Source organism: Catenulispora sp. GP43, assembly GCF_041260665.1.
Classification (GTDB): domain Bacteria; phylum Actinomycetota; class Actinomycetes; order Streptomycetales; family Catenulisporaceae; genus Catenulispora.
The window spans coordinates 116,854-129,896 of the sequence record NZ_JBGCCT010000029.1 but is presented as its reverse complement, the minus strand read 5'-3'; the positions used below and the strand labels follow the sequence as shown (position 1 = coordinate 129,896).

Genomic DNA, 13,043 nt, shown 5'->3' with positions numbered 1-13,043 from the left:
GTTCAGGACAGCGGGTACTGCGGCGCCAGGGCGGCCGCGATGTCGGTGGCGACCGTCTGGGCGTAGTTCGTGTTCGGGGTGGTGGAAGGGCCGTCGGTGGTGCTGACCGCGATGGACAGGTCCTGGGACGGCAGGTAGGCCTGGATGGCGAAGTAGCCCGAGAAGGACGGGTTCTGCACGACCCAGGTGTTGATCACCTGCACCCCGAAGCCGTAGTGCGCGGCCTCGGTGTTCAGGCGGCAGATGCCCGGTGGGCACTTGCTCGGGTCGCCCAGCCCCACCGTGCCGGGGTTGAGCTGGAACTGGAACCACGCGGGGGAGAGCAGCTGCCCGGAGCCGATGGCCCGGGCGGAGGTCGCCAGGTCGCAGACGTTCTGGGTGAGGATCGCGCCGTGGGCCGTGGTCCACGACGGGTTCCAGAAGGTGGACTCCTCGTAGGTGCCGCGCTCCGACGTGAACGCGTGTACGGGGTCCGGGATCGGGGGCTTGGCGTTGATGAACGTGTTGTTCAGCCCCAGCGGCTCCAGGACGCGCTTCTTCAGAAGCTGGTCGAGCGGGACGCCGGTGATCTTCTCCAGCGCCTCCCCCTCGAGCACGAAGTTGGCGTGCGAGTAGCTCCAGTTGGTGCCGGGCGCGTACCAGAGGTCGTGGTGGAAGGGGTACGCGAGCACGTCGTCCTCGGTCCAGTACCGGAACGGATGAGCCTCGACCTCCGTGGCGAAATCGGGGTCGACCACGTAGTCGTGCAGCCCCGAGGTGGAGTTCCCGAGCATCCGCAGCGTGATCTTGTCCGCACCCTTGACCTGCAGGATCTTCGGCACATAGCGCGCGGCCGGAGCGTCGATGTCGACGACGCCCTGCTGAGCCAGCTGAAGCAGGATCGTGGCCATGTAGGCGATGCCCACGGAGCCGGTGCGGAACTGCATGCCGGTGTCGGCCGGGATGCCCGTCATGGACTCGCCCAGGGCGCTGGTGAGCAGGTTCTGCCGGCCCCGGGTGACCTTGAGGATGACCGAGTTCAGGCCGTACTTCTGCTTGTCCGCCTTCGCGATGTCCTGGATCCGCAGCCCCGGCCCGCGCGCGGGCTCCGGCGAGCTCGGGCAGGCGCGCTCATGCCCGCCGCCGGGACCAGTACCGGTGCCTGCGCGCGCGGGTACTGAGGCGGCCGGAACGAGGGCGGCGGCGATCACGGCGGCCGCGCCGAGCAGGGCCGCGGTGCGAGTCTTGCGGAGTGTCCGTAGGGGTGGCATGCGCTTAGTAAAGACTTTGATGGAGGTGATTCGCGGCTAACACGCCGTTCCGGCGTTTCCGGTCCTTCCCACCTGGGCAGACGGCTGCGTGTGGATGCTGCCGCCATCGTCTCCGACCAGCCCGGATCCTTCGCCTGGGGCGTATGGAACAAGCGCCACCCGATCCTGATCAAGCAGATCCAGGACGCGTTCCCCTACCCGCCCGAGATCCACCGGGCCCTGGACGCGCTCCTCGAGGAGACCATCTCCGGCGACATCCAACCCCTGCCGCCCGACGCCCACGACTCCGCACTCTGGCAGCAGTGGGATCGCGGCTGGTACGGCGTTCCGTGGCTCAGCGCGCCGTTCCTCTGGGCCGAGTCGTTCTTCTACCGCAGGCTGCTGGAGGCGGTCGGCTACTTCCGGCCCGGCCCGTGGCACGGCGTCGACTTGTTCGGCCCGGCGAAGGCGGCCGAGCTGAGCACGCCGGCCGTCGAAGCGGAGCTGGCCGCTCTGCACGACGTCGCGGGCGAGCCCATCGCAGCCCAGCGGCGCGCGCTCCTGGAAGCGTCGCTGTGGGGGAACCGCGCCGATCTCGGCTTCCGCATCACCGCAGCGGCCGAGGGGCCCGCGACCGATCTGGTCGCCGACGACAGCGCGCGGCTCTGGCCGATCCTGGACGCCGCGCCGTACCCGGTCGTGCACCTGGTCGCCGACAACGCCGGCCGCGAACTCCTCGCCGACCTGATCCTGATCGACCACCTACTGTCCACCGGCGCCGCCGCCCGCGTGGTGATGCATGTGAAGCCGCAGCCGTACTACGTGTCCGACGCCACCGGCGCCGACGTGCTCGCCGTCCTGCGCCGCATCAGCGACGGCCCCGCCACTGCCGCGAAGACCGGCCAGCGCCTCTGGACCGCGCTGTCCGACGGCGCGGTCGCCCTGCGCACGCACCCCTTCTGGTGCGCACCGCTCTCCTTCCGCCACCTGCCCGCGGACCTCGCCGATGACCTGTCCCACGCGACCCTGGCGGTTCTGAAGGGCGACCTGAACTACCGCCGCCTCGTCGGCGACCGCGCCTGGCCGCCCACCACCGACTTCGCGCAGCTGACCGCCTACTTCCCCGCCCCGGTGGCGACGCTGCGCACGCTGAAGTCCGACGTCGCGGTCGGCCTCGCGCCGGAGACGGTCGCGGCGCTCGACGCGACCGGCGGCGCGTGGCGGACCAGCGGTGAGCACGCCTTGATCCAAGTCCGGCCGTAGCAGCGAAAAAGCGGGCCCCGCCGCATCCGCGACGGGGCCCACCTCAAAACCTCAGCGTCAGGCGTTCGCCTTGACCTTCGCGTTCTCCTCGATCAGCACCACCAGGGCCGCGATCAGGCCGGCGACCAGGTTGCGGGACGTCTCGTCGACCAGGTTGCCCTCGCCGTCGAAGCGCTCCCAGTTGTTGCCCACGTGGACCTCGGGCTTGGTGACGACCTTCGCGTCCAGCCAGTGGAAGACGTCGCGCAGGTGGTTCTGGGCGCGGACGGTGCCGAAGCCGCTGCCGGAGGCGCCCATGACGGCGACCGGCTTGCCGGTCAGGACCGACTCGCCGTAGGGGCGGGAGGCCCAGTCCAGGGCGTTCTTCAGGACGCCGGGGATCGAGTAGTTGTACTCGGGGCTGGCGATCAGGACGCCGTCGGCGGCGGCGATCTTGGCGCGGAACTCGGCCACGCTCGCCGGGACGTCGGCCTCCAGGTCCTGGTCGAAGAAGGGCAGCTGGCCGATGCCGTCGTAGATCTCGATCTCCACGCCCTCGGGGGCCAGCTGCTTGGCCGCGCGGACCAGGGCGGTGTTGGTGGAGGCCTTACGCAGGGCGCCGGAGAAGGCGAGGATCTTGGTGGTCACTTCTGAGCTCCCGGGGTCTGGGGATTCGACTGGTACTTGGGGTCTTGCTGGGGTCTTGCAAGGCTCTTGCCTGGGGTCTAGCTGGGGGTCCTGCCTGGTCGTGCCCGCCGCGGCGCCGACCGGGACGGGTCTGCGTCGGGCGTAGTCGGTAACGCCGCGTGAGCGGGTTACCTTTCGTAAGGATGAAGGTAGGCGCCGCGCTTACGGTTGTCAAGTCGCCTACGGAAGGTAAGCTAGGTCTATGGCCGACAACACCGCGACGCGGCACGAGGAGCACATGAGCTCCTTCTGTCCGCGCTTCCACACCGCGGTGGAGATCATCGGGCGCCGCTGGTCCGGGGCGATCCTCCGGGCGATGCTCGCCGGCTCCACTCGCTACACCGATATCGCCTGCTCCGTCCCCAAGCTCTCCGACCGCCTGCTCTCCGAACGCCTCAAGGAGTTCGAACAGGTGGGCCTGGTCGAGCGCGTCGTGATCCCCGAGACCCCGGTGCGCGTGGAGTACCACCTCACCCAGAAGGGTGCCGAGCTGGAGCCGGCGTTCCAGCAGCTCGCCGAGTGGGCCGAGAAGTGGATAGAGCTCCCGCCGCTGCCGGAGGGCGTGGAGTGCCAGGAGTCGTTTTTGGAGCCCGGCGAGGGACGCTAATCTGACGCTTGTCAGGCGTGATCACGGCCACGAGCCGGCCTCACGCAGCCACCGCGAAGTTGGGGGACGACGATGTCCGCAGCCGACCAGCCCGCCGCGTTCGGGGAACTGCTCTGGACGCCGACCGACGCGCAGCGTCTGGGCTCGCCGCTGCAGCGCTACCTGGACTGGCTCCCCCAGCAGGGCGTCGGACCGTTCCCGGCCTATGCGGACGCCTGGCAGTGGTCCGTGGACCACCCCGCGGAGTTCTGGGAAAGCCTCTGGCGCTACTTCGAGGTGCAGTCCGCGACGCCGTTCGAGGCCGTCCTCCCCGACGCCGGGATGCCCGGCGCGCGCTGGTTCCCCGGCGCCACCCTGAACTTCGCCGAGCACGTCTTCCGCGCCGCCTCCGACGACCGCCCGGCCTTGCTGTTCGTGGAGGAGGGCGCCGAGCCCGTCGAGGTCTCCTGGGCCGAGCTGCGCCGCCAGGTCGCGGGCCTGGCCGCCACGCTGCGCGCCTGGGGTGTCGGCGTCGGCGACACCGTCGCGGCCTTCCTGCCCAACACCCCGCACGCGATCGTCGCGCAGCTGGCCGTGGCCTCGCTCGGCGCGGTGTGGTCCGCCTGCGGCCCCGACTTCGGCATCCAGGGCGTCCTGGACCGCTTCGCGCAGATCGAGCCGAAGGTGTTCATCGGCGTCGACGGCTACCGCTACGGCGGCAAGCGCATCGACCGCCGCGCCGAGTGCATGGAAACGCGCGACGCGCTGCCGTCCGTCGAGCACACCGTCTGGGTCGACTACCAGTTCCCGGACGGCCCGGCGTGCGCCGAGAGCATCCGCTGGGCGGAGGCGGTCGCGGGCTCGGAAGGCGGCTCGGAAGGCGGCCCGGAAGGCGCGCAGGCCGCGCTGGTCTTCGAGGCCGTGCCCTTCGACCACCCGCTGTGGATCCTGTACTCCTCGGGCACCACCGGCCTGCCCAAGGGCATCGTCCACGGCCACGGCGGCATCCTGCTGGAGCACTACAAGGCCATCGCCTTCCACATGGGCGTCCAGGAGGGCGACCGCTTCTTCTGGTACTCCTCCACCAGCTGGATGATGTGGAACGTGGTCCTGGGCTCGCTGCTGCTCGGCGCGACCGCCGTGCTGTACGACGGCAGCCCCGCGTTCCCGGACGTCAGCGGGCTGTGGCAGCTCGCGGAGAAGACCGGCGCGACGATGCTCGGCACCAGTGCCGGCTACCTGATGGCCTCGCAGAAGGCTGAGCTGCACCCGGGCCGCGACCTGGACCTGTCGGCGCTGCGCGCGATCGGCTCCACCGGCTCCCCGCTGCCCCCGACCGGCTTCCGCTGGGTCTACGAGGCGGTGGGCTCGGACATCTGGCTGAACTCGTTGTCCGGCGGCACCGACGTGTGCACCGCCTTCGTCGCCGGCAACCCGCTGCTGCCGGTCTACTCCGGCGAGATCCAGTGCCGCGCGCTCGGCTGCCGCGTGGAGTCCTGGGACGCCGCCGGCCACCCGCACCTCGGCGAGGTCGGCGAGCTGGTCCTGACCGCGCCGACGCCGTCGATGCCGGTGAAGTTCTGGAACGACCCCGACGGCCACAAGTACCACGACGCGTACTTCGACGTGTTCCCCGGCGTGTGGCGGCACGGCGACTGGTGCACGATCACCGAGCGCGGCGGTGTCATCATCCACGGCCGCTCGGACTCCACGCTGAACAAGCAGGGCGTCCGCATGGGCTCCGCGGACATCTACGAGGTCGTGGAGAAGCTGCCGGAAGTCCGCGAATCGCTGGTGATCGGCGTCGAACTCGCCGACGGCGGCTACTGGATGCCGCTGTTCGTGCACCTGGCGCCGGACGCGGTCCTGGACGACGGCCTCAGGAAGCGCGTGGCCGCCGCCATCCGCGCCGAACTCACGCCCCGCCACGTCCCCGACGAGCTCGTCGAGATCCCCGGCGTCCCGCACACCCGCACCGGCAAGCGGCTGGAGATCCCGGTGAAGCGGCTGCTGACCGGCGCCGACCCGGCGAAGGCGGTGAACCTCGGGACGGTGGACGATCCGGCGCTGATCGAGTGGTTCATCGAGTACGCGAGCAGGCGCAACTCAGAGAACTGAGTACCTGAGCGGATGTCCCCGCGGCTGAGCGGGGACATCCTTGGCAGGTGTCGATTTCCGGCGCGATCGCGTTCCACTACGCCTTGATCATCGGCGTGTGGTGGTACGCGTGCCGGGGCGGTGCGTGCTGAATTCGCCGCCGGACCCGCGAGGGGCGCGGCGGCCGGCGAGTCGGCCGTTACAGCCCGCCCTGTCCCGCGGGCAGCCCGTACCGGTCGGAGCGCACCGCGAGCTCGGCGAACCGCGGCACCGGCTGCGGCGACCACGGCTCCCCGGGCACGGTGCGGAAGTTGGCCCGGAACTGCGCGACCAGCGCGTCGAAGACCGGGGTGCCGCTCATGGATCCGATGGCGGCCCTGCCGGCGCCGCCCCTGCTGTTCTCATACATTGTCAAACCACTGTCTTCCGGCCGACGCGCGGCGGGAACGAAGGTGTTCACCGTCGGGACCTGCTCTTGACTCAGACCACGTCGACCAGGTCGGCGATCGACTTCACGATCCGGTTGGGCCGGAAGGGGAAGCGGTCGATCTCGTCGGCCTGGGTCACGCCGGACAGCACCAGGAAGGTCTCCAGACCCGCCTCGATGCCGCACAGCACGTCGGTGTCCATGCGGTCACCGATCATCGCGGTCACTTCCGAGTGCGCCTCGATCTTGTTCAGACCCTCGCGCATCATCAGTGGGTTCGGCTTACCCACGAAGTAGGGCTCCACACCGGTGGCCTTCGTGATGAGCGCCGCGACGGCGCCGCAGGCCGGCTGCGGGCCCTCCGGGGTCGGGCCGGTGGCGTCCGGGTTGGTGGCGATGAAGCGCGCGCCGTTGGACACCAGACGGATCGCGCGGGTGATGGCGTCGATGCTGTAGGCCCGGGTCTCGCCGAGGACCACGTAGTCCGGGGAGGCCTCGGACAGGGTGTATCCGACGTCGTACAGCGCCGTGGTGAGTCCGGCTTCCCCTATGACGTAGGCGGTTCCGTTGGGCCGCTGGCTGTCCAGGAACTGCGCGGTGGCCAGCGCCGAGGTCCAGATGTGCTCCTCGGGCAGCGGGATGCCCAGGTTCGTCAGACGCGCCGACAGGTCGTGCGGGGTGTAGATCGAGTTGTTGGTCAGGACCAGGAACGGTCGGTCCTTGCTCCGAAGCCGGCGGATGAACTCGTCCGCGCCGGGGATCATGTGTCCCTCGCGGATCAGGACGCCGTCCATGTCGGTCATCCAGCATTCGACTGGCTTGCGGTCATGCACTTCGATCTGCTCCTGGAATGGAAGGGAACATTGCGATGGTGGTGACCATCATTCCAGAAGTGAAAAGGTTTAGCGCCGGTGCGCGTGTCGCCTCGCGGCGGAAAGCTCGCCGCAGCTCCAGCCGAACGGTATTCCGCGACGGCGTAATTTGAGGCCCGGGGACATCTTCTACGCACCGGCGACCACGAGGGTAGCACGGACGATCAGTATATTGTCCAAAGCCCCTGGTCAAACGGTTGCCGCCGAGCGCTTCGGTGGCGTCTCGCGGGCCGGCGCCGACCCGTCTGTGATCAACCGAACAACGGTGGAACCGTTCGCGCTCCCTAGCGGATCTTCACCGAACCTGCGCCGCCACCGCTACCGTCGCCACCACCACCGTCACACAAACCGCTGCCGTACCGATGGCCCCCGGTGTCGGCCCACCATGAACGAAAGGGCCGGACGACTGCGAAGTCGTCCGGCCCGCCGTGTTTTTCAGAACCCTGTTTCGCTCACTGCTTTCCGGCCGGCGCCGCCACGGCGCCCCCGTCGGCAGGGACTCCCGCGTCGGCCACCACCGGCACGTCCGGGGCGACCGTCGCCGCGGTGGCCGCGGCCGCCTGCTGCGCGGCGATCACCGGGTTGATCAGCACCACCGCGTCGCTGTCCGCGGTGTCGGCGGTGGCCACCCGGGCCTCCACCATCTGCGCCGGGATCGCCGCGCCGCGGCTGAAGAAGTGCGAGTGCACGTGCTCGTCGTGGTGGACCAGGCCGTCCCAGCGGCGCGCGTCGAGCGTGCGGATGAGCGGGATGTGGCGCAGTTCCAGGGTGAGCAGCGTCGCCACGGTCGCCGCGATCGACTCCTTCACCAGGCCCAGGCCGCAGGCCGCGCCGATCGCCGAGCAGGCGAATATGCTCGCCGCGGTGGTGATGCCGTGCAGCACCTCGTGCTCCTGGACGGTCTGCCGGAAGCACAGACCGCCGCCGATGAAGCCGATGCCGGTGACCGCGCCGGCCAGGATCGTGCTCGCGCCGTTGCCGGCCAGCACGCCGATCAGCGCGGTGGCCGCGCCCAGCAGCGAGAAGGTCCGGTCGCCGGCCATCGCGCCGCGGATCTGCCGCTCGAAGCCCAGCGCGAAGGTCAGGCCCCAGGCCAGGGCGATGCGGCCGACGGCGTCCCAGTGGGTCGGGACGTGGATGTTGTCGGCGGACGGTATGGCTGCCAGTAGGACGCCCCCCACTGAGTGCATGTCTGTGGTCCTCCCCTGATGTCCTCTGCGAATCCAACGGAACCATAGAGGTACGGGGGCCGGGGCCGGTACCCGAAGGCTGAACACCTCACGGCCGTGATCGAACAGTTATCCAACGCCTATACCGCTCTGGAAGATCACACGCAGGGGGTACCGTATCGGCCATGGTGTCAGCGCTGGGCAACCGGCTGGCGGGCGGCCTGTGGGGCTGGCTGGCCAAGGCCGGGAAGGTGCACGCGGGCTCGCCGACCGCCCGCCGTTTCGCCGCGTTCGGCGAGGGGTCCACGATGGCCTTCCCGCCCGGAACGGTCTTCGGGGAACGCTATATATCCGTGGGCGCGCACGTGCTGATCGGTGCCGGCGTCACCATCTCCGCCGGCTTCGTCCCGGGCCTGGACCTCGGCCCGGACACCCTGGTGCGGATCGGTGACGGCGTGGTGCTCGGCCGGGGCAGCCACGTGGTGGGCCACCGCTCGATCGACATCGGCGACGACGTGTACACCGGCCCCAACGTCTACATCACCGACCAGAACCACGGCTACGACGACCCCGACGTCCCGATCGGCAAGCAGTGGCCCAGCGAGGCCCCGGTGCGCATCGGGCCGGGCTGCTGGATCGGCACCAACGCGGTGATCCTGCCGGGCACGGTCCTGGGCCGCAACGTCGTCGTGGCGGCGGGCAGCGTGGTCCGCGGGGAGTTCCCCGATCACTGCGTGGTCGGCGGCGTCCCGGCCAAAATGCTCCGCCGGTACGAGGCCTCGACCGGCTGGGCCCGGGTGGACTCCCTCCAGCCCCAGACGAGGAAAGCCAGTCCGGCCAACGGATAGAGCGAACTGAGCAGCATCTGCAGCGGGTTCAGGTCCGGGGAGGGGCCGCTGACCTTGTGCGGCACGGCCCAGATCAGGAACGACACGAACACCGCGCACCACGCCGCCGCGACTCTCGGCGCCCGCACGGCCAGCAGCATCGCCGCCGGAACGGCCCACACCCAGTGGTGCGACCAGCTGATCGGCGAAATCAGGAGGCCGGTGACGGCGCAGGTGATCGCACCGAGTGCGGTGTCCCCGCGCTTGGAGCTCTGAGCCGCCACCCACAAACCCGCTGCCAGCACGACGACCGCCGCGACGGCCCACAGCGCCTTGGGATCGTCGATGTGAGTGACCCGCGCGATCATCCCGGACAGCGACTGGTTGTCGGTGATGTAGGTCTTGCCGACCTTGCTGGTGTCCCAGACCTCGTGCAGCCAGAACTTCACCGACGCGTGGGGGAGTACGGCGAACCCGACGACCATGGTCCCGACCGCACCGGCCGCCGAGACGACGGCCTCCCGCCGCCGGCCCGCCAGCAGGAACCACAGGATGAAGACGCCCGGGGTCAGCTTGATGCCGGTCGCCAGCCCGATACCGAGGCCTCGCGGCCACTTGCTCGCGGCCGGCCGGGTGAGGTCGAAGAGGATTAGCCCGACCAGCGCCAGGTTGATCTGGCCGTAGCGCAGCGTGGTCCACACCGGCTCGAACCACAGCCCGAGCCCGGCGATCGCGGCGACCAGGGCCCACCGCTCGGCGAAAGCCGGCCGGTCCATCCAGCCCCCGACGAGCTTCGCCGCCAGGTGCACGACCGTGACCAGCAACGCGATGTTCACGGCGGTCACCACAACCTTCAGCACGCCGACCGGCATCCAGCTGATCGCGGCGAAGAGCATCGCCGCGAACGGCGGGTAGGTCGCCGGCAGTTGGTTGCCGCCGGCGGTGCCGACGCTGACGGCGGTGCCATACAGGTCGTGGCCGTGCAGGACCGCCAGGCCCTCTTGCCGGTAGACGACCATGTCGATCATGGTCGGGTGCGCGAGCGTGCGGATGACCAGGTAGGCGGCGAGGCTCAGAGCGCCGAAGACGCCGAGGAGGACGGTGAGTCGTCGTCGGTCGGGGAGGCTTCTTCGGTCGGGGAGGCGCGCCACCCAGGAGACCTTACGGGATCCTCTCTAGCGGATCTCCACGATCGGCAACCGCAAGGCCCCCGGAGCAGCTTCCGGGACCGCTGGCTTCGTCGGCCGCACATAGGGAATCCGCTTATACGGGTCCCCCATAGCGGGCCGCGTGTCTGTTTCGCCCTTGTTCGGCCAGAACGCGGCCGCGCGCTCGGCCATCGCCGTGATCGTCAACGACGGGTTCACGCCGAGGTTCGCCGAGACCGTGGAGCCGTCGGCGATGTACAGGCCCGGGTGGCCGAACACGCGGTGGTACGGGTCCACCACGCCGTGGTCGCGGTCCCGGCCGATGACGCAGCCGCCGATGATGTGCGCGGTCATCGGGATGTTGAACAGGTCGCCGACGGTGCCGCCGGGGATGCCGTCGATGCGGGCCGCGGTGCGGGTCACCGCCTCGTTGCCGGCCGGGATCCAGGTGGGGTTCGGCAGGCCGTGGCCCTGGCGGGTGGTGAGCTTGTTCTTGCGGAACAGGCCCCGCTTGCGGGAGACGGTCAGCGAGTTGTCGAGGGCCTGCATCACCAGCAGGATGATCGAGCGCTCGGCGAACTTGCGGCTGGGCAGCATGCGCGGAACCCAGCTCGGGTGCTTGACGCCGATGCCGAGCAGCTTGATCCAGCGCGGGGTGCGGCCCTCGCCGTCGGTCAGGCCGGTCTTCAACAGCCCCATGGCGCCGCTGCCGCGGCCGTAGCGCACCGGCTCGATGTGGGTGTGCTCGTCGGGGTGGAAGGAGGAGGTGATGGCCACCCCTTCCGTGAAGTCGTACTGCCGGGGCTTCTTGGCCATCGCGCCGAGTAGCGATTCGGAGTTCGTGCGGGTCAGCTCGCCCAGGCGCGGGGACAGTGCCGGCAGCGACCCGTCGCCGGCCAGCTTGTGCAGCAGGCGCTGCGTTCCCAGGGCGCCGGCGCTGAAGACGACGTGCTCGGCGCTCAGGGTGCGCCGGCCCTTGGCGAGCCACTTGCCGGTTGAGGAGACGGTCACCCGGTAGCCGCCGCCGTCCGGCAGCGGTGTCACGGTCTCGACGGTGGTCAGCGGGTGGACCTCGGCGCCCAGCTTCTCGGCGAGGTAGAGGTAGTTCTTGACGAGGGTGTTCTTCGCGTTGTGGCGGCACCCGGTCATGCACGCGCCGCACTGCAGGCACGGGTTGCGGTCCGGTCCCGCGCCGCCGAAGAAGGGGTCGGAGACGGCGGTGCCCCGGCCCTGCTCGGCATCCGGCTTGGCGTCGGGGTCGCCGAAGAACACGCCGACCGGGGTCAGGTGGAAGGTGTCCCCGACGCCCATCTCCTCCGCGACGGCTTTCATCTGCACGTCCGCCGGCGTCATCGTCGGGTTCTGCACCACGCCCAGCATCCGCTTGGCCTGGTCGTAGAACGGCGCGAGCTCCTTGCGCCAGTCGGCGACGTCGCGCCAGTGCGGGTCGTCGTAGAACGGGTCCAGAGGTTCGTAGAGGGTGTTCGCGTACACCAGCGATCCGCCGCCGACTCCGGCTCCGGCGAGCACGACGACGTCCTTGAGCCGGTGGATGCGCTGGATGCCTTTGCAGCCCAGCTTCGGGGCCCAGAGGAAGGAGCGCAGCCGCCAGGAGGTCTTGGGGAAGTCGCCGTCAGCGAACCTGCGCCCGGCTTCGAGCACGCCGACCTTGTAGCCCTTCTCGGTGAGCCGCAGCGCGGTCACCGAACCGCCGAAGCCCGAGCCGATGACCAGCACGTCGTAGTCCACCGCTGCTCCCATGGCGCGTAGAGTAGCCCCTATTCGACAGGCAATCTAGTAGTTGCCGCGCGCTTCTGTAACAACTCGATTTCGCCGCTCACGGACGCAACGAGAGCCCGCCCTTAGGCGTCGATAGGAGCATGAGGACTTCTGGGGCGGGGAAGCGCGGCGCTTTGATCGCCGTCGCCGGCGCGGTGGCGCTGGGCGTGACTGGGTGCTCGTCGGGCTCGGGCGGGACCAACACGACCTCGGCGGACGCGGTGCAGCAGGCGGCGGGGGTGAGCACCTCCTCGACGGCCCCCTCGTCGAGCGCGTCGGCGCCGACGCCGACGCCGACCTCGCTGCCGACCAGCAGCGCGATCGCGCCGACGAGCAGCGCGGCGTCGTCGAGCTCGTCCTCGGCCCCGAGCTCCAGCTCGAAGCCGAGCACCAGCCCGACCACGACGGCGCCGTCGACGCACCCGACCACGCCGACGCCGGCCAAGACCACCACCAAGCCCAGCACACCGCCCAAGACCAACAGCGGCTCGGGCTGGCTGGCCGGGGTGCCGATCGGCAGCAACAAGCCCGGCGCGCTGGACCCGCGCTGCATGACCGGCCGCGTGATCTGCATCGACATGAGCACCGACACGCTGCTGTGGGTCATAGACGGCAAGCCGCAGTACGGGATGGACGTGCGCTTCGGCGACGAGAACAACCCGACGCGCAAGGGCAAGTTCGACATCTACATGAAGATGGAGCACTGCATCTCGACGATCTACCACACGTCGATGCCGGACGCGATGTTCTTCAGCGGCGGCGAGGCGGTGCACTTCTCCATCGACTTCGCGACCTACGGCTACGCGCACCACTCGCACGGCTGCGTGAACGTGCGCGACCGGGCCGCGGTGGCGCGCCTGTTCGCCGACACCCGGGTCGGGGACACCGTGGTCGTGTACTGAGCCTGGTCCGCCTCCTCCGGGCGCCTTTCCGCTGGTCGTGACGTTGGTCACCAGCTGGGGAGGCGCCCGTGACCGTTT

The 13,043-nt window shown here is 69.9% G+C and carries 12 protein-coding genes and 1 pseudogene; 5 read left to right on the top strand and 8 right to left on the bottom strand.

Annotated elements, in window-relative coordinates; all coding sequences use genetic code 11:
• Positions 1-2: 2 nt before the first annotated feature.
• Positions 3-1,250: a serine hydrolase domain-containing protein gene (locus ABH926_RS41280; RefSeq protein WP_370371777.1), complete on the bottom strand. Its 1,248-nt coding sequence runs from the start codon at positions 1,248-1,250 to the stop codon at positions 3-5.
• Between the two features lie 90 nt (positions 1,251-1,340).
• On the opposite strand from ABH926_RS41280, the gene ABH926_RS41275 reads away from it, so the two are divergent.
• On the top strand, positions 1,341-2,492 hold the full coding sequence (locus ABH926_RS41275; RefSeq protein WP_370371775.1) for a damage-control phosphatase ARMT1 family protein: 1,152 nt from the start codon (positions 1,341-1,343) through the stop codon (positions 2,490-2,492).
• A gap of 57 nt (positions 2,493-2,549) precedes the next feature.
• On the opposite strand, the gene ABH926_RS41270 is transcribed toward ABH926_RS41275, so the two are convergent.
• Positions 2,550-3,119 (bottom strand): NADPH-dependent FMN reductase, encoded by a 570-nt coding sequence (locus ABH926_RS41270; protein ID WP_370371773.1) that lies wholly within the window; start codon positions 3,117-3,119, stop codon positions 2,550-2,552.
• A gap of 241 nt (positions 3,120-3,360) precedes the next feature.
• Here ABH926_RS41270 and ABH926_RS41265 point away from each other — a divergent pair, with 241 nt between their 5' ends.
• Complete coding sequence (locus ABH926_RS41265; protein ID WP_370371772.1) at positions 3,361-3,765, top strand: winged helix-turn-helix transcriptional regulator; 405 nt, start codon at positions 3,361-3,363, stop codon at positions 3,763-3,765.
• Between the two features lie 72 nt (positions 3,766-3,837).
• On the top strand, positions 3,838-5,862 hold the full coding sequence (locus ABH926_RS41260; protein WP_370371770.1) for an acetoacetate--CoA ligase: 2,025 nt from the start codon (positions 3,838-3,840) through the stop codon (positions 5,860-5,862).
• 178 nt (positions 5,863-6,040) lie between these two features.
• On the opposite strand, the gene ABH926_RS41255 is transcribed toward ABH926_RS41260, so the two are convergent.
• From ABH926_RS41255 to ABH926_RS41245, 3 genes are all read right to left on the bottom strand, one after another.
• Positions 6,041-6,202: a hypothetical protein gene (locus ABH926_RS41255; protein WP_370371768.1), complete on the bottom strand. Its 162-nt coding sequence runs from the start codon at positions 6,200-6,202 to the stop codon at positions 6,041-6,043.
• Positions 6,203-6,321: 119 nt separating this feature from the next.
• Positions 6,322-7,101: an HAD-IIA family hydrolase gene (locus ABH926_RS41250; protein WP_370371766.1), complete on the bottom strand. Its 780-nt coding sequence runs from the start codon at positions 7,099-7,101 to the stop codon at positions 6,322-6,324.
• Positions 7,102-7,592: 491 nt separating this feature from the next.
• Complete coding sequence (locus ABH926_RS41245) at positions 7,593-8,330, bottom strand: MgtC/SapB family protein (RefSeq protein WP_370371765.1); 738 nt, start codon at positions 8,328-8,330, stop codon at positions 7,593-7,595.
• A gap of 164 nt (positions 8,331-8,494) precedes the next feature.
• On the opposite strand from ABH926_RS41245, the gene ABH926_RS41240 reads away from it, so the two are divergent.
• Positions 8,495-9,157, top strand: a complete 663-nt coding sequence (locus ABH926_RS41240) for an acyltransferase (RefSeq protein ID WP_370371763.1) — start codon at positions 8,495-8,497, stop codon at positions 9,155-9,157.
• A gap of 194 nt (positions 9,158-9,351) precedes the next feature.
• On the opposite strand, the pseudogene ABH926_RS41235 reads toward ABH926_RS41240, so the two are convergent.
• The 3 genes and pseudogenes from ABH926_RS41235 to ABH926_RS41225 form a co-directional block, all read right to left on the bottom strand.
• Positions 9,352-10,155 (bottom strand): annotated as a pseudogene (locus ABH926_RS41235) (glycosyltransferase family 87 protein); the annotation flags it as partial.
• A gap of 156 nt (positions 10,156-10,311) precedes the next feature.
• Positions 10,312-12,045, bottom strand: a complete 1,734-nt coding sequence (locus tag ABH926_RS41230; RefSeq protein ID WP_370371762.1) for a GMC oxidoreductase — start codon at positions 12,043-12,045, stop codon at positions 10,312-10,314.
• A 76-nt stretch (positions 12,046-12,121) separates the two neighbouring features.
• Positions 12,122-12,643 (bottom strand): hypothetical protein, encoded by a 522-nt coding sequence (locus ABH926_RS41225; protein WP_370371761.1) that lies wholly within the window; start codon positions 12,641-12,643, stop codon positions 12,122-12,124.
• On the opposite strand from ABH926_RS41225, the gene ABH926_RS41220 reads away from it, so the two are divergent.
• The gene (locus ABH926_RS41220) at positions 12,642-12,965 is read left to right on the top strand and encodes a L,D-transpeptidase (protein WP_370371760.1); all 324 of its coding nucleotides are present in this window, start codon (positions 12,642-12,644) and stop codon (positions 12,963-12,965) included. The two genes, ABH926_RS41225 and ABH926_RS41220, sit on opposite strands and share 2 nt — an antisense overlap.
• Positions 12,966-13,043 lie beyond the last annotated feature (78 nt).